The organism is Pseudomonas sp. Ost2 (assembly GCF_018326065.1).
In the GTDB taxonomy this organism is placed as follows: Bacteria; Pseudomonadota; Gammaproteobacteria; order Pseudomonadales; family Pseudomonadaceae; genus Aquipseudomonas; species Aquipseudomonas gingeri.
On sequence record NZ_AP021904.1, the window covers coordinates 6,134,768 to 6,153,477 of the forward strand.

Consider the following 18,710-nt stretch of genomic DNA (forward strand, 5'->3'; position numbering starts at 1 on the left):
AAAAGCCCCGCGCTTCTTCCGAAGGCGGGGCTTTTTTCGTCATGCGGGTCACTCAGTGCGCGTAAGTCAGCAACAACTCGGTCGGCACCTTGAAGTCCAGGGACATCATCACGCTCAGGGCGGTAATGGTGAAGATCGAGAACACGAACAGCTTGCGTGCCCAGACCGTGTCATCCACCGCCTTGTAGCCGGTCCAGGCCATGTACAACCAGTACATGCCCATGGCCGCGGCCACCGCGAGGTAGCTCATGCCGGCATAACCGCTGAACGTCAGCATCAACGTCGCGCCGAGGAAGGCCAGGATGTAGAGCAGGATGTGCTTCTTGGCCACCAGGATCCCGCGCTTCACCGGCAACACCGGAATCGATGCGGCCAGGTAGTCGTTGAAGCGGAAGATCGCGATCGCGTAGGAATGCGGCATCTGCCACAGGCTGAACATCACCAGCAGCGTCAGCGCCGCCATGTCGAAGCTGTTGCTCACCGCCACGTAGCCGATCACCGGTGGCATCGCCCCCGACAGACTGCCGATCAGCGTGCCGTGAACCGACTTGCGCTTGAAGTACAGGCTGTAGAAGCCGACGTAGATGACGAAGCCGATCACCGCGAACAGCGCCGCCAACGGGTTGGCGACGCGGTACAGCAAGGCCACGCCGGCAACGCCGAGGACGGTCGCGTAGACCAGTGCCAGTTTCAGGGAGATAAGCCCCTGGACCAGCACCCGGTTCTTGGTGCGTTCCATCTTCAGGTCGATGTCGCGGTCGATGCAGTTGTTGAACACGCAACCGGACGCCACCACCAGCGAGGTGCCGATCATGGCCGCCAGGAAGATGGCCAGATCGACATGCCCCTTGGAGGCCAGGAAGAAGCCACCCGCCACAGAAAGCACGTTACCGAAAATGATCCCCGGTTTGGTGATTTGGATAAAGTGCTTGAGCGACATCGGGTCTACCTCACTTCGCCATCATGACGGCGTGGATGCTGAACATGATCCACAGTGACAGACCTACCAGCAGGACAATCACCAGCGCCGCGAAGATAAACGCAACCACGTTGTTGCGCTGCGCGGCGGAACGGTCCAGGTGCAGGAAGTACACCAGGTGCACCAGCACCTGGATCACGGCGAAGATCAACACGATCCACAGGGTCGCGGCCTTCGGCAGCGACGGGTACATCACCAGGCCGAACGGGATGGCAGTCAGGATGATCGACAGGACAAAGCCGATCATGTACGACTTCACGCTGCCGTGGTTGGCATCACTGGAATGGTGTGCATTAGCCATTTACAGAGTCCCCATCAGGTAAACAACGGTGAATACGCAGATCCACACGACGTCCAGGAAGTGCCAGAACAGGCTCAGGCAGCTCAGGCGAGTGATGTTGGTCGGCGTCAGGCCGTTTTTCCAGACCTGGTACATCATCACGGCCATCCAGATCAGGCCGCTGGTGACGTGTACACCGTGGGTCCCGACCAGGGTGAAGAACCCGGACAGGAAGCCGCTGCGGTTAGGACCGTAGCCTTCTTCGATCAGCTTGTGGAATTCGTTGATTTCCATGCCGATGAAGCCCAGGCCGAACAGGAAGGTGATCGCCAACCAGCCCAGTACCTGGCTTTTCTTGCCCTTGAACAACGCCAGCATGGCGAAGCCGTAGGTGATCGAGCTGAGCAACAGGCAGGCGGTTTCGCCCAGCACGTAAGGCAGTTCGAAGATGTCGTGGCCCGACGGGCCACCCGCTACGTTGTTAACCAGTACCGCGTACGCTGCGAAGATCGACGCAAAAAGGATGCAGTCGGTCATCAGGTAGAGCCAGAAACCGAATACGGTCATCTCGCCCGAGTCGTGGTGATGGTCATCGTGCCCATGGTCATGACCATGGGCGTGTCCAGCATGAGTCACTGCATTCGACATGGTTTAAGCCTTTTCCAACGAGGTTTCAACACGAGCATTGGCCGCAATCGCCTTGGCCTCTACCAGCACCTTGTGCTGCTCGGCTTCGATGCGTTCGATGGTCTCTACCGGCACCATGTAGCCCTGGTCGTCACGGGCGGCATGGATGATGAAATAGATCACGGTACCGGCCAGGCCGAAGATGGCCATCCACCAGATGTGCCAGATCATCGCGAAACCGAAGACGGTCAGCAGAGCACCCATGACCAGGCCGGTCGCGGTGTTGTTCGGCATGTGGATCGGCTGGTAGCGCTTTGGAACCGAGTACGCGGTACCGTTTTCCTTGGCTTCGGTGAATGCGTCGACCACATCGGCTTTCGGCAGTTCGGCGAAGTTGTAGAACGGTGGTGGCGAAGAGGTCGACCATTCCAGGGTATGGCCGTTCCATGGGTCGCCGGTCACGTCCAGGTTCTCCTTGCGATCACGCACGCTGACGTAGATCTGGATCAGTTGCGAAGCGATACCGAAGGCGATCAGGACCGCACCGAACAGAGCGACGTACAGGTACGGTACCCACTCAGGGTTGGTGCTGGCGTTCAGGCGACGGGTCATGCCCATGAAGCCCAGTGCATAGAGCGGCATGAACGCAACGAAGAAGCCCGAGATCCAGAACCAGAACGCTGCCTTGCCCCAGCCTTCGTGCAGCTTGAAGCCGAACGCTTTCGGGAACCAGAAGCTGAAGCCGGCGATGTAGCCGAATACCGCGCCGCCGATGATCACGTTGTGGAAGTGCGCGATCACGAACAGGCTGTTGTGCAGGACGAAGTCAGCACCCGGGATGGCCAGCAGTACGCCGGTCATGCCGCCGATGGCGAAGGTCACCATGAAGCCCAGGGTCCAGAGGACCTGGCTGGTGAAGCGAAGGCGACCGCGGTAGATGGTGAACAGCCAGTTGAACAGCTTCACCCCCGTCGGGATCGAGATCAGCATGGTCGCCAGGCCGAAGAAGGCGTTGACGTTGGCACCCGAGCCCATGGTGAAGAAGTGGTGCAGCCAGACCATGAAGCCCAGCACCGAGATCGCGCCACTGGCGTAGATCATCGAGTGGTGGCCGAACAGTTTCTTGCCGGAGAAGGTCGAGATGACTTCGGAGAAAACCCCGAACGCCGGCAGGATCAGGATGTACACCTCGGGGTGACCCCAGGCCCAGAACAGGTTGACGTACATCATCGGATTTCCACCCAGTTCATTGGTGAAAATGTGGAAATCCATGTAGCGGTCAAGCGTCAGCAAAGCGAGTGTGGCGGTGAGGATCGGGAACGAAGCAACGATCAGCACGTTGGCCCAGGTGCAGGTCCAGGTGAAGATCGGCATGTCCATCAGCTTCATGCCAGGGGTACGCATTTTCAGCACGGTGGCCAGGAAGTTCACCCCGGTCAGCGTCGTACCCAACCCTGATAGCTGTAGCGCCCAGATATAGTAGTCGACCCCCACGCCCGGACTGTATTGCAGTCCCGACAGCGGCGGATACGCAACCCAACCGGTCTTGGCGAATTCGCCGACACCCAGGGAAACGTTGATCAGCACCACGCCGGATACCAGCAGCCAGAAGCTCAGGGAGTTCAGGAACGGGTAGGCAACGTCACGCGCACCGATCTGCAGCGGCACGACGATGTTCATCAGGCCGGTGAAGAAAGGCATTGCCATGAAGATGATCATGATCACACCGTGTGCGGTGAAGATCTGGTCATAGTGATGGGGAGGCAGGTAGCCAGGCGAACCCTCGGTGGCCATGGCCAGCTGGGTACGCATCATGATGGCGTCGGAGAAGCCGCGCAGCAGCATGACCATGGCCACGACGATGTACATGACACCGATTTTCTTGTGGTCGACGGAAGTCAGCCACTCGGTCCACAGGTAGGTCCACTTCTTGAAGTAGGTGATCGCCGCGAACAACGCCAGACCACCGAGCGCGATCATGGCAAGGGTCACCATGACAATCGGTTCGTGGAACGGGACCGCTTCCCAACTTAATTTACCAAACATCGTTTACTCCTCTGCCCCGGCAGCTGAATGCGAACCTTCCGTTGCGGCGACTTCTTTCTTCTCGTGCTCGACCGGCTTGCCTGGTTTCATACCTTCGTACTTGTCGACGATGATCTGAAACAGGTTCGGCGTAACGCTGGAATAAAGCTCGACCGGGTTGTCCTGGCTCGGCTTGGAAAGGTCTGCGTATTCAGCTTGTTCAAGCTGTTTAGGTGCCTTCTTGACCTCAGCTACCCAGGCATCGAAATCCGCCTGGCTGGTTGCGGTCGCTTTGAATTTCATACCGGTGAAGCCGGCGCCGCTGTAGTTGGCGGAAATCCCTTCGTACTCATGATTCTCGTTGGAGATCAGGTGCAGCTTGGTCTGCATGCCGGCCATCGCGTAGATCTGACCGCCCAGGCCCGGGATGAAGAACGAGTTCATCACGCTGTCGGAGGTGATCTTGAAGTTCACCGGGGTCTTGGCCGGGAACACCAGCTTGTTGACGGTGGCGATGCCTTGTTCCGGATAGATGAACAGCCACTTCCAGTCCAGCGCGACGACTTGTACTTCAATCGGCTTGACGTCGGATTCCAGCGGACGATACGGGTCCAGGGCGTGGGTCGACTTGTAGGTCACGATGCCCAGGAACAGGATGATGATCGCCGGAACGGCCCAGACCACGATTTCGATCTTGGTCGAGTGATTCCACTTCGGCGCATAGGTGGCGTCCTTGTTCGACGCGCGGTATTTCCAGGCGAAGGCAAAGGTCATCAGGATGACCGGCACCACGACCAACAGCATCAGCAGCGTGGCAGTGATGATCAGGTTACGTTCGTCCAGTGCCACCTGACCCTTCGGGTCGAGCAAGGTCATGTTGCACCCTCCCAGCAACAACGTGCCGAGCAGCGGCAATAAGCCTAGGAATCTGGGGTACCTTGTTTTACTCATCTCACGACCTCTAAAGCAGCTTGCGCAATGCAGTTGGGTTTTGATCGCCAACACTTCACCCTGCCAAGGGTTGGCATTTTTTCTTCAATTGAATAAGGGCCTGCCCTTCGCGCTAATCGCTGATCGGCACATCTGGAGCTGGCAGTGAGTTCTTATTCGATTTTGTCGGTCAAAGGCCTTGTTACAGACCAATTCCATTTGGTGCGGATACTTGGAGGTTGCCAGCACCCGGGATCGCATGGCACCTTTCAGCCCCTCGATCGCCCTCGTGCGCTCAGGGATGAGCAGCGCCGGACATTCAGTGCGGGCGATTGTAGATATGTCGCGTTTTATAAACCATGTCTCATCCTGAAATATTTTTTATCCGTCCGCGCAACAATCATTCACCGATTTTGCAATGATCCTTAATCGTATCGCTTTTCATTCTCAACAAAAAGCTCTGATACGCGCTTCTACCGGACAACCTGATATGCCCCCCGCGCCGGCCGGACGGCCTCCCGAGGAACGTCTGCCCCCGGTAAAACGGGGTCCATAGCAGGTATTTGGTCCCTTGCAAGGTACTCCCTTCGTGGCCTCCGGCGAAAAAGCCGGCCAGGGAACTTTCCTGAGAATTGTTGTCGATTGGAGGGCTGCACCATCGTCGCAAACGCCCCCTGCGACACCTGCGACGTGACAATATGTCGCACTTTTTCCGGGCCTTTCGTTGCCCTCGATCACCGCCTCTTCACGAGCCCCACGGACACAAAAACGCCCCGGCCTCCCTCGGGAAGACCGGGGCGTCCCGGACTGGATCAGCGGTTTTGCCGACGGTTGCGATAAATGCCCAGCGGCACCAGCACGACAGTCAGGACAAAGGCTACCAGCGCCCATTGCGCCAGGGACAAGCCCAGGACCGGAGGGTACGGGGTCTCGCAGAAGCCGTCGACCTGGAACCCCAGCGGGAAGAGCTTCGCCAGTGGCAAGCCGTCGACAATCGGCTGCAACACATCGATCCCGCAACTGACCTGTGGAAAGGCCTGGATATAGACATGCCGGCCTGCCACGGCCACACCGGCGACGGCGCTCAACCACGCCAGCACTTCCAGCACAGTGAGACTGCGCGGGGTACGCATGCCGGCGCCGATGAAGGCGAAGATGGCGATGAACAGCAAGGCATAGCGCTGCAGGATACACAGCGGGCAAGGCGCCTCGCCCAGTACCACCTGCATATAGAGTGCACCGCCGATCAAGGCCAGGCAGATCACCCCGAGCAGGACGAGAAAGCGCCGCTCCCGTCCCAGCCGCATCATTTCGTCATTCATCCCGTTTTCCTTTGACTCGTTATTGGATCGGCCGGAAGGCAGCGCTGGCAGCGGCCGCATCAAGCCGAGGTTGTCTTCGACAGGCCGCTCTGGGCGCCATCCGAACGTGGTCGATCCGATCAATCTCCGTGGCCCGGAAGTCTACACGCAGGTCATGACCTTTGAATGTATTGAGCACGTGGAAAAGTGCTCCCGCAAGTGCGGGAAGCCACAGAACCTGTTGTTGGAATCAGCCCTGGGGAATTAACGACAGGCTGATTAAAGGCGGATTAACCGCTGAGGGATTTTTCGGATTGCGCAAACAATGCCGGTCGAGTGAGGGCTCCCACGCGCGGCAAAGAAATGCAGCCGTGACGCTCTGCGTTACAAGAACGGAGGCAGAGCGTCCCGAGAGGTATTCCCACGCTGGAGCGTGGGAATGATCATCATCGTTATTCCAGGGCCGCTGCCGGACCGAAGAACTCATACCGGCTCTGTGTTTCCGGTACGCCCAGCGCCTTCAGGTGGCGCTTGATCGCGCCCATGAAGCCCTTGGGCCCGAGGAAGTAGGCATCCAGGTCACGCTGCTCCGGCAGCCATTCGGCCAGCAACTCCTGGCTCAACAGGCCGACCTTGTGCGCAGCCGGGCTCACGCCGTCATCTTCGGCGTAGCAGTAGAAGCGCTTGAGCTGCGGATGCCGTTCGGCGAGGCCATCGACCCAGTCGCGGAACGCATGCACGCCACCGTTGCGCGCGCAGTGGATGAAGTGCACCGGCCGCTCGGTCGCCAGTGCCGCTTCGAGCATCGGCAAGGTCGGGGTGATGCCGACACCGCCGCTGATCAGAACCAGCGGCTTGTCGCTGGCGGTCAGGATGAACTCGCCCGAGGGCGGGAACAGGTCCAGGGTCTGGCCGACCGCCAGTTGATCGTGCAGGTAGTTCGAGGCCCGGCCGCCGGCCTCGCGCTTGACGCTGATGCGGTACTGCCCGGCCTTCGCCAGGGCCGACAGGGAGTAATTGCGGCGCAGCTCTTCGCCGTCGACGACCAGCTTCAGGCCAATGTACTGCCCCGGTTCGAAGGCGAGGATGGCCTGGCCATCCACCGGTTCGAAATAGAACGAGGTGATTTCCGCGCTCTCCTCGACCCTGGCCGCCACCTTGAAGGACCGGGCACCACGCCAGCCGCCTGGCGCCTGGGCCTTTTCGTCGTAGATCGCGGTCTCGGCACCGATGAGGATATCGGCCAACTGGTTGTAGGCTGCGCCCCAGGCACTCATCACCTCGGGGGTGGCGATCTCCTCGCCCAGCACTTCGTGGATGGCCCGCAGCAGGCAGGTGCCGACGATCGGGTAATGCTCCGGGAGAATCTGCAGCGCGACATGCTTGTTGATGATCTTCGCCACCAGGTCGCCCAACTGGTCGAGCTGGTCGATATGCCGGGCGTACATCAACACACCGTTGGCCAGTGCCCGCGGCTGGTCGCCACTGGACTGGTGGGCCTGGTTGAACAGCGGACGCACCTGCGGGTACTCGGACAGCATCATCCGGTAGAAGTGGGTGATCAGCGCTTCCCCGCCGCTTTCCAGCAGCGGGACAGTCGACTTGACGATGGCACGGTCTTGAACGCTCAGCATGGGATCAACTCCTGGAGTTTAGGCTTCGCCTGAATTGACCTTGACTATTCACACACCATGCCAGAATAAAAATCCTTTAAAATCAATTAATTAAAATAATATTAGTCACAAGGACTACAGCCACCTTATAGTCAGTCTGACACCACAGGAGTCAATATGACTGCAAAATCCCTGCTGACCACCCTGCTGCCGCTGGTATCGGATCTTTCCCGGGAACTGCCCGAAAGCGAACGTTACCGGCGCCTGCTCGAAGCCATGCGCGCCCTGCTGCCTTGTGACGCCGCGGCGCTGCTGCGCCTGGACGGCGAGTGGCTGGTGCCGCTGGCCGTCGACGGGCTGAGCACCGACACCCTCGGCCGGCGCTTCAAGGTCAGCGAGCATCCGCGCTTCCAGATCCTGCTCGGCAGCCATGGGCCAACCCGTTTCGACAGCGACAGTGAATTGCCCGACCCTTATGACGGCCTGGTGGATGGCCTGACCGAGCACCTGGAGGTCCATGACTGCCTGGGTTGCCCGCTGTTTATCGACGAACGCCCCTGGGGCCTGCTGACCCTCGATGCCCTCGACCCGGAACGCTTCGAGCGGATCGAACTGGATGCCCTGCAAGCCTTCGCCAGCCTGGCGGCGGCCACGGTCAGTGCCGCCGAACGCATCGAGCGCCTGGCCTTGCGCGCCGAGGACGAACATCAGCGCGCCGAACTCTATCGCCAGGCCAGTAACCCGCAGAATCGCGAAATGATCGGCCAGAGCAAAGCCCACAAGCGCCTGGTGGAAGAGATCAATCTGGTCGGTGGCAGCGACCTGACGGTGCTGATCACCGGTGAAACCGGGGTTGGCAAGGAACTGGTGGCCCAGGCGATCCATGCCGCCTCCCCGCGTTCGGAAAAACCCATTATCAGCCTCAACTGTGCCGCCCTGCCGGATACCCTGGTGGAGAGTGAGCTGTTCGGTCACGTACGCGGCGCCTTCACCGGGGCGGTCAACGATCGGCGCGGCAAGTTCGAGCTGGCCAATGGCGGCACCCTGTTTCTCGACGAGGTCGGCGAACTGTCGCTGAGCGTCCAGGCCAAGCTGCTGCGAGTGCTGCAAAGCGGCCAGTTGCAGCGACTGGGCTCGGACCGCGAGCATCAGGTGGACGTGCGGCTGATCGCCGCCACCAACCGCGACCTGGCCGAAGAAGTGCGCAGCGGACGCTATCGGGCCGACTTCTATCACCGCCTGAGCGTCTATCCGCTGCAAGTACCGGCCTTGCGTGAGCGCGGGCGCGACGTCCTGCTGCTGAGCGGCTTTTTCCTCGAACAGAACCGCTCGCGCATGGGCCTGGGCAGCTTGCGCCTGAGCCCCGACGCCCAGGCGGCGCTGCTGGCCTACAACTGGCCGGGCAATGTCCGCGAGCTGGAACACCTGATCGGCCGCAGTGCCCTGAAAGCCCTGGGCAATTGCCGCGAACGGCCGAAGATCCTCAGCCTGGGCGCCGCCGATCTCGATCTGCCGGCGGTGACAGCCGAAGCCCCGACGGCACCTGCCATCGCCCCGCCGGGCCTGGAAAGCGGAGTCGACCTGCGCCAGGCCACGGAGCACTACCAGCGGCAACTGATCGGCAACTGCCTGGAAAGACACCAGAACAACTGGGCCAGTGCCGCCCGGGAGCTGGGCCTGGACCGGGCGAACCTGGGACGGATGGCCAAGCGCCTGGGCTTGAAATGAACCACGGCAACCCGGCCCCCCCCGCGGGAGCCGGACTGGCCGGCGAAGAACGATAACGCGGCGGACCTGAAAAAACGCGCCGCCCTCTTCGCGAGCCAGCACCGCTCCCATGAGATATTCACCTAAAGCCCGCCCGGCTCAGGTCGATAACCCGTCATCGATACCTGTTCCGGGCTAACCTGCCCTGAAGCAGCTTTTCCCACAGAAGGTTTTTATGTCTTCCAACAAAGCCCGCGCAGACTCACTGTCACTTCTGCTCTTTACCTTGCGCAGCGGCAAGCTGATGGCGATCAACCTGCTGAAAGTCAGCGAAATCATTCCCTGCCCGCCGCTGACCAAGCTGCCGGAGTCCCACCCCCACGTCAAAGGCATCGCCACCCTGCGCGGCGCCTCGCTGTCGGTGATCGACCTGAGCCGGGCCATCGGTGAGCGTCCCCTGGTGGACCCCGACGGCGGCTGCCTGATCGTCACCGATGTCAGCCGGTCCAAGCAGGGCCTGCATGTCCAGGCCGTGAGCAAGATCGTCCATTGCCTGACCACCGACATCCGCCCACCGCCCTTCGGCTCCGGCGGGGTACGTTCCTTCATCACCGGGGTGACCCAGGTCGACGGCACGCTGGTGCAGGTGCTCGATATCGAAAAGGTCATCCATGTCATCGCCCCGGCGCAGATCGAAGTCGCCCCGACCGAATTGACCATGGAAGAAGCGGAAATCCTCGGTCACGCGCGCATCCTGGTGGTCGATGACAGCCAGGTGGCCCTGCAGCAATCGGTGCACACGCTGCGCAACCTCGGCCTGACCTGCCATACCGCGCGCAGCGCCAAGGACGCCATCGGCTGCCTGCTGGACCTGCAAGGCACCGCCGAACAGATCAACGTGGTGGTCTCGGATATCGAGATGTCGGAAATGGACGGCTACGCCTTCACCCGCACCGTTCGCGAGACCCCGGATTTCCAGGACCTCTACATTCTCCTGCACACCTCCCTGGACAGCGCCATGAACAGCGAGAAGGCGCGCCTGGCCGGGGCCAACGCGGTGCTGACCAAGTTCTCTTCGCCGGAACTGACCAAATGCCTGATCCAGGCGGCCAGGACCGTGGCCGCCCAAGGTATCTGAGATGCCCCACCGTCATTGCCTGTTGCTGCGCAAGGACCTCGACGACCTGCTGGAGGTGCCGCAATGGCCGTCCGGGATTCGCCTCGGCGTGCTGCGACCGGAACTGATGCAGGCCGTGCACGACCTGCTGGTGCTGGGCTACCGCGACGGCAGCGTGCCTGTCGCGGACTTCGCCAGCTGGCGCGAGCATTTCACCACGGATGCCGAGTACGATCCGACGCTGTGCCTGATCGCCATGGACGAGCAGGGTCTCGCCGGTGTCGCCCAATGCTGGACCAGCGCCTATATCAAGGACCTGGTCGTGCATCCACGCCGCCGTGGCCAGGGCCTGGGCCTGGCGTTGCTGCGCCATGCCTTCCAGGTCTTCGCTTCGCGGGGCGAAGCCTTCGTCGACCTCAAGGTGATGGAAAACAACCTGCCCGCCCGGCGCCTGTACGACAGCGCCGGCATGCGCTTTATCCAGCGCTATGAAGTCAGCCCGGCTCAGGCATAATCCGGTTTTTGCCGGATGCACCTTCAGGAGACCTGCCATGAAAGCCTCTACCCTGATCTTCATCAGCCTCGCCGCGTTGGCGACCCAGGCCCAGGCCTCCAGCCCCGACGCCTGGATTGCCTACAACAAGGCCGTGCTGGCCAGTTGCACCAAGGCCAGCAGCCTCAAGAACGTGAAGCCGGTGGGCAATCCGGCACAATTCGATGACAAGATCGGCTACACCGCTGTGCTGCTGCATGGCCGCTACCCGCAGGCCCACATGAAAAACCAGCCGGGCACCGAGCTGTGCCTGTACAACAAGAAGAGCAAGACCGCCGCCGTGACCGAGTGGGACTCGGTGATGCCGGCGCGCAGCAACTGAGGGACTGGCGCACAACTTGCTTCGACCCAGGTTCACGCGGTGACGGCGTGCCGGATTTGTGTCACCGCCCCAGCCTTTCCCTTGCCGTCGGTCGGTCCATGAACACCCATTTTTCCTGCGTAGGGTGCGGCAAATGCTGCACCGATCACCATGTCCCGCTGACCTTGGCCGAAGCCCGCCAGTGGGCGGCGGACGGCGGCCAGGTGATCGTCCTGGTGGAAGCCTTCCTGCCGAACGGCCTCGGCTTGCCGCAGGCCCAGCGCGAACACGCGCAACGCCGTTCCTGGGGCGTTCCCAGCGGCAGCACCGAGGCCCGCGTGGCGATCACCTTCGCCGCCTACAACGTCGGCCCCTGCCGGAATCTTGACGAAGAGCAGCGCTGCCGGATCTACGAGCGCCGACCGCTGGTGTGCCGCATCTACCCGATGGAAATCAATCCGCATATCCCGTTGCGCCCCGAGGCCAAGGACTGTCCGCCGGAATCATGGCAGGCGGCCCAGCCGCTGCTGATCAGCGGCGGGCAACTGGTGGACGCCGATCTGGCGCGGATGATCGAGGACTCGCGCCAGGCCGACCGTGAGGATATCCAGGCCAAGGAGCTGATCTGCGAACAGCTGGGCATCCGCACCACGGCGCTCAAGGGCGACGGCTTCACCGCCTACCTCCCGCACATGCCGGCATTCGCAGCCGCCATTGACCAGGTACGGCAACTGACGTCCTGGCCGGCGGCGAGCGAATGGAGCTTTCATGTCTCCGGCCCGGCCATCACCGAGCAGTTGCAGGCGGCCGGGGCGCGGGTGGTGACTGAAGCGGCAACCACCTACGCGTTCATCGCCTTGCAGGCGGCCTGAGCCGTCAGCAACGCTTGCGCCAGAACTCCTGGGCCAGCGAGCGCAAGTCGTTCGCCAGCCCCGCCACATCCCCCGAGTTGAGATGGCTCTGCTGGCCGACACTGACCAGCGCCTCGCAGGCATTGCGGATGCTGACGATATTGCGACTGATGTCCTCGCTGACGGAACTCTGTTCTTCCACCGCCGAAGCGATCTGCTGACTCATCGCGGTAATCCGGCTGACCCGCTGGCTGATCCCGGCCAGGGCATCGGCCGCCTGCTGGACCTGCTGCACACTGTCTTCGGCCTGCTGGCTGCTGTGTTGCATCACTTCCACCGCATTGCGCGCACCGTCCTGCAGATTGCTGATCATCCGCTGGATTTCGTTGGTCGACTGCTGCGTGCGCTGGGCCAGCCCGCGCACTTCGTCGGCCACCACCGCGAAGCCCCGGCCCTGTTCCCCGGCGCGAGCGGCTTCGATGGCGGCGTTGAGCGCCAGCAGGTTGGTCTGGTCGGCAATCCCGCGGATCACCTCCAGGACCGTGGAAATCTCGGTGCTATGGCTTTCCAGGTGCAGGATCACCTCGGTGGCGCGTGCCAGCTCGTTGGCCAGGCGCAGCACCGCGCTGCGGCTTTCGCCCACCAGTTGATGCCCCTCGCGGGTTTCGCTGCCGACCTGGTCGGCCGCCTCGGAGGCCTGCTGGGCATTGCTGGCGACCTGGGCGACGCTGGCGCTCATCTGCTGAATGGCGGCCGCCACCTGGTCGGTCTCGGCCTGCTGATCCAGGGTGCTGCCATGACTGCTCTGGATATGCCGGGCCAGCGCCTGGGCATGCCCGGACAGGCGCAGCGAGGCATCGTCGATGCGCCCCACCACGGCCCCGACCTGCGCCTCCAGCATGCTCAGGGCAAAACCGATCTGGCCGATCTCATCGCTGCGGCCGGTGTAGATCGCCTGGCTCAAGGGGTTGTCGGCGATCTCCCGGCCGCGTGCCGCCAGCCGGGAAAACGGGCGCAAGGACAGGTGGGTCAGCACCCCGACCAGCGCGCTCCCCAACACCCAGAGTCCCAGTTCAACCTCCAGCGACTGCCCACCGGCCCCGTGCCCCAGCGCCAGGACCAGCGCAAACGCGGCGCTGGCCTGCGCCCAGAGCCGGGTCTGCAGGCGCAGGCCGGGCAGGCGCTGGCGCCAGGGCAGACGCCCGCTACGCAACCAGCCGTACCAGCGCTCGGCGGCCTCGACCTGCGCGGCGTCGGGCCGGGTTCTCACCGACTGGTATTCGACGGTCTGACCATCGCGGGTCACCGGCGTGGCATAGGCACTGACCCAGTAGTGATCGCCATTCTTGCAGCGGTTCTTCACCAGGCCCATCCATGAGCGCCCACCCTTGAGGGTTTGCCACATGTGCGCGAAGGCCTCGCCAGGCATGTCCGGATGACGCAGCAGGTTATGCGGCGAGCCCAGCAGTTCCTCGCGGCTGTAGCCGCTGATCCTGATGAAATCGGCATTGGCGTAGGTAATCGTGCTGTCCAGATCGGTGGTCGAAAGAATGTTGGCATCAAAGGCGACGTCGACATTTCGCCCGGTAATCGGGAGATTGATCTTCATGGAAGCGCGCTCGGAGGGTTGAGAGGAGTCGGCAGCGCGTCGACTCTAAGCGCACGGAAAAGCAAAACACTGATCCAGCTCAGGTTCTTGGCATTTAGCCATGAACCTGATGAGGGGCCCTGTCAGCCGATGGACACGCTGACAGGGAGGACAGGCGGGGAACTCAGCGCTTGCCCATGGAGCGACGCGTGCCGTTGGGTGCGCGACCCGGTCTCTCGTGGTGGCCGTCCTTGCCGTTTTTCTGGTGCCAGGCCTGGCCGGTCTTTTTCGCCGCGGCGAACTCGGCGGGCTTGAACGGAAAACTGAAGGCCGGGATCACCGGCTTGTCGCTGACCGCCAGCTCAGCCTCGACCACAGGCTCTTCATCCGGGTGGGTGGAAACGGACGGTTGTTCAGGGGAAGTCATGGAAGCTCCGAAAAGGCGGGACGGATCAGGTCGAACCGAAAGACCGCAGTATACCTGCGAGCGCCCTGCCCGCGCCGCCGCCAGCGGTCATTTATAGAACAAATCGACCACCACCCCGGCCGAGAACGGCCCGGCCTTGGGCTGGGCGCTGTGCCACAACAGTTCGGCGTCGAACTGGGTCATGGCGGCCTGGGTGTCGCCCAACAGCTCGGCCAGGTGGAAGGAGCGGTTGTAAGGAATCACCCCGCCGCCCGCCCTGACGATGCGGATGCCGACACCGTCGTTGCCGCTGGGGATCAGCAACTCGCCGGCCAGGGTGCCCGACACCGGCTTCAGCCGTGCGTCCAGGCTGAAGGCGCTGTCGCAGGTGCGACTGGTATGCAGGGCGAACGGTCGCCGTTCGGCCACCTGCCCCACGACCACGTTCTGGATGGCGATCCGCCCGAAATCGACGGTGTCCGGGATCACCTGCAATTGCGCGTCACAGGCCACGAAGCGCAGGCCGCCGAGGTTGTTGATCACATAGTTGAGCGAGTCGCCAAGGGGACCCGGCCCGCTGCCGCCGTCGAGCTGGAACAGGCGGTAATCCTGCAAGCGGCTGGCCACTCCCGACGGCGGCGTCGGCCCGAACTTCTCGATAAACACCGAAAAGCCCAGGTTGAAACTCAAGGCGCCACAGGCCTGCGCGTCGACACAGGCCGGCACGCTGCGGCCGGTGGCGATACGCCCGTTGCTCTGGCGATGATCGACCCCTTCGTGGCTCAGGCCGACACGAATCCCCTGGCCGACCACCTGATGGGCCGGGTTCAGATGGATATAGATCTCCTCCTGGGGCCCCGGCTGGCCGCCCCTGGCACAGTCCACCGCCAGGTTGACCGGCTCGGAACGCCAGACCACCGTGCCGTTGGGCGCCGACGCGGGAATCGCCACAGTGCTGCCGAGATCGGCACTGGCCACCAGCGAACCGCTGCCTTGCAAGGTACAACTGAGGGCAAAACAGCTGGCCGGGCTCAGCAGCCCGAGCAGCAACAAGGCACGCGGCCAGGTGAGATGAAGCGTCTTGGTCATGGGGAGGTCCGTTCTGCAAGGGAGGAAGCGTCGCCCAGCAGCGACGCACTGAAAGGGATGCCGACATCGAAGCGGGCGCTGTAGGCGCGCTGGCCGCCGTAGTCGGTCAGGGCGTTGAACCGCAGCAGGCGCTGCTGGCTGGCCATGGCACGGGTTGCCAGCAGTACTTCCCGGTGTTCTCCCGGCGGCACCAGCAGGTCGTCGCCCAGCGGATGAGTGCCTTGCTCGCCGGCCAGTTCAAGGCTCAACAGCGCGGCATGAAAGGCCGTCGGGTTCTCCACTTTCAACCGAGGCACGCCGCTGGCATCCGGTTCCAGGACCCAGCGCAGCCGCTCCGGCGTGAGCGCCGGATCGCCGGCCAGCCCCGGCGGCCGGAACAGCACATTGATCCGCTGGCGGATGGCAATGCTCAACTGGCTGTCGCCGGGACGCACCCGGGGGATTTCCATCACATAGAGGTGCAGCAGCGACTCATGCTCCGTCGGCATCCCGCGCCCTTCATACATCAGTCGCAAGGCTTGCCGACCATCGGGCGCCAACCGCGAAATCGGCGGGGTCAGCACAAAGGGCAGGTCTTTCGCCCCACCGGCGTCTTCCCGCGACTCCAGCCAGGCTTGCAGCAGCACCTCCTGGCGCCCGCGGTTGCGGGCCTCGATGCTCACGTCGGTAAAGCGCCCGTCGAACACCAGCCGCGTACCGCTCAGGGACACCGTCGCCTGGGCCGGCGCCGCCGAAACCAGGCTCAACGCCAGGAGCAACGCCTGTACAGGTTTCATTGGCAGACCCCCTTGACCCGGTCATAGGCCAGTTGCGGATCCCGTGGCGGCAGGCGGAAATGGAACTGGCAGCCTTGCCCCGACCATTTCACCTGCAATGTCCCCTCCTCCCGGTCGCTGAGCACCAATGCGCGGCTGGTCGGGTCGACCACCGCCAGCGACTTGCCCTCGGCATCCTGGACGCTGGCCCCCAGCGGCAACGCGCTGCCATCGGCCAGGCTCAGCTCGAACTGCACCCGGCGACCGGCACTGGCGTTGAAACGCACCAGGGTCGACGAACCCCGACGCGGCACCACCTGGGCGATGGCGTTCTCGACCTCGACGTCCGCGCCCAGGTCACGGGTATCCAGGCTGATCCAGTTGGCGCGGTAAGGCTGGGCATACGGCAGCACCGCATAACCATTGCCTGCGGTCTCGACGCCGCTGAAGTTGTTGAACCGCGCGCCGCGCACACCCGGCACCTCGACCAGCGCGAAGGTGTCGCCCAGCGATTGCCCGAGGTTCACGCCACCGCCATGGGCGACCAGCGAGCCACGGGCGCCGATGTTCCAGCTGTTGAAATCCTGGCCGTGGCTGTAGCCGGCCTCGAAGCGCCCAACCGAGGTCGTCGCGTTGACACTGGCGGAGCCGGCGCGGGCCCCGGAACCGTCATTGCCGGCCAGCACCGAGTAGAATGCATTCTGCTCCAGCACGCGCCCGGTCAGGCCGGCCATGACGCTGGAATCGCCCTGGTTGTCGCGTACCGCCGTCAGCGAGGCACGGGTCGAGCTTTCATGACGTCCCAGCGGCAGCGACAGCGTCAGGGTGAACTGATGATCGGTGTCGACCTTGCCATTGATATCCATCGCCTGGGTCCGATCCACGGAGAGGCTGTAGCTGAGGTCGCGCCAGTAGCCGCCATAGGTCGCGTTGAACTGGCGGGACTTGCCCGGCAGGTTCCAGAAGCGCTGTTCAAGGGCGGTGAAGCTGAAGGTACCGTTCGCCACGGGCTGGCTGAGGGTGATATCGAAACGGTCGCGGGCCCGGCCGATCTGGTTCTGCGCCAGATGGCTGCGCTCGTCCACATGCTGGTCGAAACTGCGGTAGTGCTCGCTGGAGTAGCGATAGCCGGCCAGGGCAAAGGTCGTCCGCGTGGCATTCAGGGTATTGGCATAACGCAGGCGCACGCTCTGCCCGCCGATATCGGTAGTGGCCTGGCGGCTGACCGAGTGGGTCAGGTCCGCCGACACCGCGCCCAGTCCCGTGTTGACCCCCAGGCCCAGGTTGCTGGCCTGGAAATCCTCGGCCAGTTGCACGCCGCCGAAGCCGGTGATCAGCTCGCTCAGCCCGTAGATCAGCGTGGTGCTGGCAAACCCCGGGTTCTCGTCCCGATCGTCGTTGCTGTCATATTGCCCGGCCTCGACGCTGTAGCTGAAGGTGCCCTTGGGCAGCATCAGGGGCAGCGACGCGAACGCCTGGATAAAGGTGCGACGGCGACCGTCCGCCTCGATCACCGTCACCAGCAGGTCGCCATTGGAACCGCTGGGGTAGAAGTCACTGATCTCGAACGGTCCGGGTGGCACGTTCGAGCTGTACAGCAGGTAGCCGTTCTGGCGAATCTCCACCGTCGCATTGCTTTCCGCCACGCCACGGATGGTCGGCGCATAGACCCGCTCGCTGTCGGGCAGCATGCCGTCGTCCGAGGCCACCTGGGCACCGCGAAACCGTATGCTGTCGAAGACCCGCGAGTCGCTGTAGGTCTCGCCGAGGGTCAGTTGGCCTTTCCAGGCGGTCAGGTCGCGCTGGGCATAGGTCTGGTTGCTGGTGAAATGCGAGGATTGCCGGTCCGAGTGCACCAGCGAGGACTCGTTGCGCAAACGCCAGGCGCCGAGGTTCAGGCCATTGCGCAGGCCCAGGTAATAGCTGTCGCTTTTCTGTCGATCGAGTTCGCGGCGATTGCCGCTGAAGCTGTAGCTGATGAAACCGCTGTTGACCCCCTCGTCCCACAGCTCCGGCGACAGGTAACCACGGGCGCTGCGACGCAGTGCGATCTGCGGGACGCTGAGGTTGAGCGCCAGGGTATTGGGTTGGTAGTCGACACTGGCCTGGTCCAGTTTGCCGAGGTCGAAACAGTGCTCGGGGCAGCCTGGGAGGGCAGTTCGACCAAGGCCTTGAGGCGCTCGGCGTCGAGCCCCAGATCCTCCAGCAGGGCCAGGGTCAGGCAGGGTTCCACGCGCCCGCTGAGCGTATCGCGGCTGAAGCGCACATCCCGGCGGTTCAGGTAGATGTCCACCCGGTAGAGGCCGGGCAAGACGCTGTTGCCCTCCAGGAACGCCTTGATATCCGCCGACTGCTCGCCGCCATGGATAAAGGCGGTATTGAACCTGACAGATTCGCCGGCCGACTCCACAACGGCCGGATCCGCAAAAGCCAGGTCCGGCACCAGCAGGCACAAGCCCAGAGGTATGACGGCCTGGCGATTCACGCTCTGCAACAGGGGGCGTGTCGCGGCCTCCCTTTTCCCACGACACGATGACACCAGAACTTCCTTTGTTCTTCGATAAAGCCAGTCCATTTGCAACCTTCAC

General features: G+C 62.8%; 16 protein-coding genes and 1 pseudogene. 5 read left to right on the forward strand and 12 right to left on the reverse strand.

The genetic code is table 11. From position 1 onward, the window contains the following. Window positions 1-52 precede the first annotated feature (52 nt). The 7 genes from cyoE to hmpA all read right to left on the reverse strand — a co-directional run bounded on the left by cyoE (window position 53) and on the right by hmpA (window position 7,776). Window positions 53-940: a heme o synthase gene (gene cyoE, locus KI243_RS27105; protein ID WP_017123636.1), complete on the reverse strand. Its 888-nt coding sequence runs from the start codon at window positions 938-940 to the stop codon at window positions 53-55. A 10-nt stretch (window positions 941-950) separates the two neighbouring features. Then, a complete protein-coding gene (gene cyoD / locus KI243_RS27110; RefSeq protein ID WP_017123635.1) occupies window positions 951-1,280 on the reverse strand; it encodes a cytochrome o ubiquinol oxidase subunit IV in 330 nt (109 codons plus the stop codon). Further along, entirely contained in the window at window positions 1,281-1,907 is a 627-nt protein-coding gene (locus KI243_RS27115; RefSeq protein WP_042934322.1) for a cytochrome o ubiquinol oxidase subunit III, read from the reverse strand. Window positions 1,908-1,910: 3 nt separating this feature from the next. Next, window positions 1,911-3,932 carry a cytochrome o ubiquinol oxidase subunit I gene (gene cyoB, locus KI243_RS27120; RefSeq protein WP_042934320.1) on the reverse strand — a complete coding sequence of 674 codons (2,022 nt, stop codon included), beginning with the start codon at window positions 3,930-3,932 and terminating at the stop codon, window positions 1,911-1,913. A gap of 3 nt (window positions 3,933-3,935) precedes the next feature. After that, entirely contained in the window at window positions 3,936-4,862 is a 927-nt protein-coding gene (gene cyoA, locus KI243_RS27125; RefSeq protein ID WP_042934318.1) for a ubiquinol oxidase subunit II, read from the reverse strand. A 791-nt stretch (window positions 4,863-5,653) separates the two neighbouring features. Next, a complete protein-coding gene (locus KI243_RS27130) occupies window positions 5,654-6,163 on the reverse strand; it encodes a disulfide bond formation protein B (protein WP_017123631.1) in 510 nt (169 codons plus the stop codon). Between the two features lie 431 nt (window positions 6,164-6,594). Then, window positions 6,595-7,776: an NO-inducible flavohemoprotein gene (hmpA, locus tag KI243_RS27135; RefSeq protein WP_177084167.1), complete on the reverse strand. Its 1,182-nt coding sequence runs from the start codon at window positions 7,774-7,776 to the stop codon at window positions 6,595-6,597. Between the two features lie 156 nt (window positions 7,777-7,932). Here hmpA and norR point away from each other — a divergent pair, with 156 nt between their 5' ends. The 5 genes from norR (at window position 7,933) to KI243_RS27160 (ending at window position 12,305) form a co-directional block, all read left to right on the forward strand. Further along, window positions 7,933-9,483: a nitric oxide reductase transcriptional regulator NorR gene (gene norR / locus KI243_RS27140; protein WP_177108608.1), complete on the forward strand. Its 1,551-nt coding sequence runs from the start codon at window positions 7,933-7,935 to the stop codon at window positions 9,481-9,483. Between the two features lie 214 nt (window positions 9,484-9,697). Then, the gene (locus KI243_RS27145; protein ID WP_017123628.1) at window positions 9,698-10,600 is read left to right on the forward strand and encodes a chemotaxis protein; all 903 of its coding nucleotides are present in this window, start codon (window positions 9,698-9,700) and stop codon (window positions 10,598-10,600) included. Between the two features lies 1 nt (window position 10,601). Continuing rightward, on the forward strand, window positions 10,602-11,093 hold the full coding sequence (locus KI243_RS27150) for a GNAT family N-acetyltransferase (RefSeq protein WP_177084164.1): 492 nt from the start codon (window positions 10,602-10,604) through the stop codon (window positions 11,091-11,093). Between the two features lie 37 nt (window positions 11,094-11,130). Next, the gene (locus KI243_RS27155) at window positions 11,131-11,454 is read left to right on the forward strand and encodes a hypothetical protein (protein WP_103032745.1); all 324 of its coding nucleotides are present in this window, start codon (window positions 11,131-11,133) and stop codon (window positions 11,452-11,454) included. Between the two features lie 98 nt (window positions 11,455-11,552). Continuing rightward, window positions 11,553-12,305 carry a YkgJ family cysteine cluster protein gene (locus tag KI243_RS27160; RefSeq protein ID WP_042934315.1) on the forward strand — a complete coding sequence of 251 codons (753 nt, stop codon included), beginning with the start codon at window positions 11,553-11,555 and terminating at the stop codon, window positions 12,303-12,305. Window positions 12,306-12,309: 4 nt separating this feature from the next. Here the strand turns inward: KI243_RS27160 and KI243_RS27165 are convergent, their stop codons facing one another. The 5 genes and pseudogenes from KI243_RS27165 to KI243_RS27185 form a co-directional block, all read right to left on the reverse strand. Further along, complete coding sequence (locus KI243_RS27165; RefSeq protein ID WP_177084163.1) at window positions 12,310-13,893, reverse strand: PAS domain-containing methyl-accepting chemotaxis protein; 1,584 nt, start codon at window positions 13,891-13,893, stop codon at window positions 12,310-12,312. Between the two features lie 163 nt (window positions 13,894-14,056). Next, window positions 14,057-14,299, reverse strand: coding sequence for a hypothetical protein (locus tag KI243_RS27170; protein WP_042934308.1), 243 nt, complete (start codon window positions 14,297-14,299; stop codon window positions 14,057-14,059). Between the two features lie 87 nt (window positions 14,300-14,386). Then, window positions 14,387-15,367 (reverse strand): fimbrial protein, encoded by a 981-nt coding sequence (locus tag KI243_RS27175; RefSeq protein WP_177084161.1) that lies wholly within the window; start codon window positions 15,365-15,367, stop codon window positions 14,387-14,389. Beyond that, window positions 15,364-16,143 (reverse strand): molecular chaperone, encoded by a 780-nt coding sequence (locus tag KI243_RS27180; RefSeq protein WP_212810101.1) that lies wholly within the window; start codon window positions 16,141-16,143, stop codon window positions 15,364-15,366. The genes KI243_RS27175 and KI243_RS27180 overlap by 4 nt, the downstream gene beginning before the upstream one ends. Continuing rightward, window positions 16,140-18,571: pseudogene (locus tag KI243_RS27185) on the reverse strand (fimbria/pilus outer membrane usher protein). Before KI243_RS27185 ends, KI243_RS27180 begins: the two are co-directional and overlap by 4 nt. Between the last annotated feature and the right edge of the window lie 139 nt (window positions 18,572-18,710).

Excerpts from the sequence above, each read along its gene's own strand:
- KI243_RS27150 (WP_177084164.1), top strand. The coding sequence starts at position 10,602 with ATGCCCCACCGTCATTGCCTGTTGCTGCGCAAGGACCTCGACGACCTG.
- KI243_RS27180 (WP_212810101.1), bottom strand. The coding sequence starts at position 16,143 with ATGAAACCTGTACAGGCGTTGCTCCTGGCGTTGAGCCTGGTTTCGGCG.
- KI243_RS27155 (WP_103032745.1), top strand. The coding sequence starts at position 11,131 with ATGAAAGCCTCTACCCTGATCTTCATCAGCCTCGCCGCGTTGGCGACC.
- cyoE (WP_017123636.1), bottom strand. The coding sequence starts at position 940 with ATGTCGCTCAAGCACTTTATCCAAATCACCAAACCGGGGATCATTTTC.
- KI243_RS27165 (WP_177084163.1), bottom strand. The coding sequence starts at position 13,893 with ATGAAGATCAATCTCCCGATTACCGGGCGAAATGTCGACGTCGCCTTT.
- KI243_RS27115 (WP_042934322.1), bottom strand. The coding sequence starts at position 1,907 with ATGTCGAATGCAGTGACTCATGCTGGACACGCCCATGGTCATGACCAT.
- KI243_RS27130 (WP_017123631.1), bottom strand. The coding sequence starts at position 6,163 with ATGAATGACGAAATGATGCGGCTGGGACGGGAGCGGCGCTTTCTCGTC.
- KI243_RS27145 (WP_017123628.1), top strand. The coding sequence starts at position 9,698 with ATGTCTTCCAACAAAGCCCGCGCAGACTCACTGTCACTTCTGCTCTTT.
- cyoB (WP_042934320.1), bottom strand. The coding sequence starts at position 3,932 with ATGTTTGGTAAATTAAGTTGGGAAGCGGTCCCGTTCCACGAACCGATT.
- KI243_RS27175 (WP_177084161.1), bottom strand. The coding sequence starts at position 15,367 with ATGACCAAGACGCTTCATCTCACCTGGCCGCGTGCCTTGTTGCTGCTC.
- cyoD (WP_017123635.1), bottom strand. The coding sequence starts at position 1,280 with ATGGCTAATGCACACCATTCCAGTGATGCCAACCACGGCAGCGTGAAG.
- KI243_RS27160 (WP_042934315.1), top strand. The coding sequence starts at position 11,553 with ATGAACACCCATTTTTCCTGCGTAGGGTGCGGCAAATGCTGCACCGAT.
- norR (WP_177108608.1), top strand. The coding sequence starts at position 7,933 with ATGACTGCAAAATCCCTGCTGACCACCCTGCTGCCGCTGGTATCGGAT.
- KI243_RS27170 (WP_042934308.1), bottom strand. The coding sequence starts at position 14,299 with ATGACTTCCCCTGAACAACCGTCCGTTTCCACCCACCCGGATGAAGAG.
- hmpA (WP_177084167.1), bottom strand. The coding sequence starts at position 7,776 with ATGCTGAGCGTTCAAGACCGTGCCATCGTCAAGTCGACTGTCCCGCTG.
- cyoA (WP_042934318.1), bottom strand. The coding sequence starts at position 4,862 with ATGAGTAAAACAAGGTACCCCAGATTCCTAGGCTTATTGCCGCTGCTC.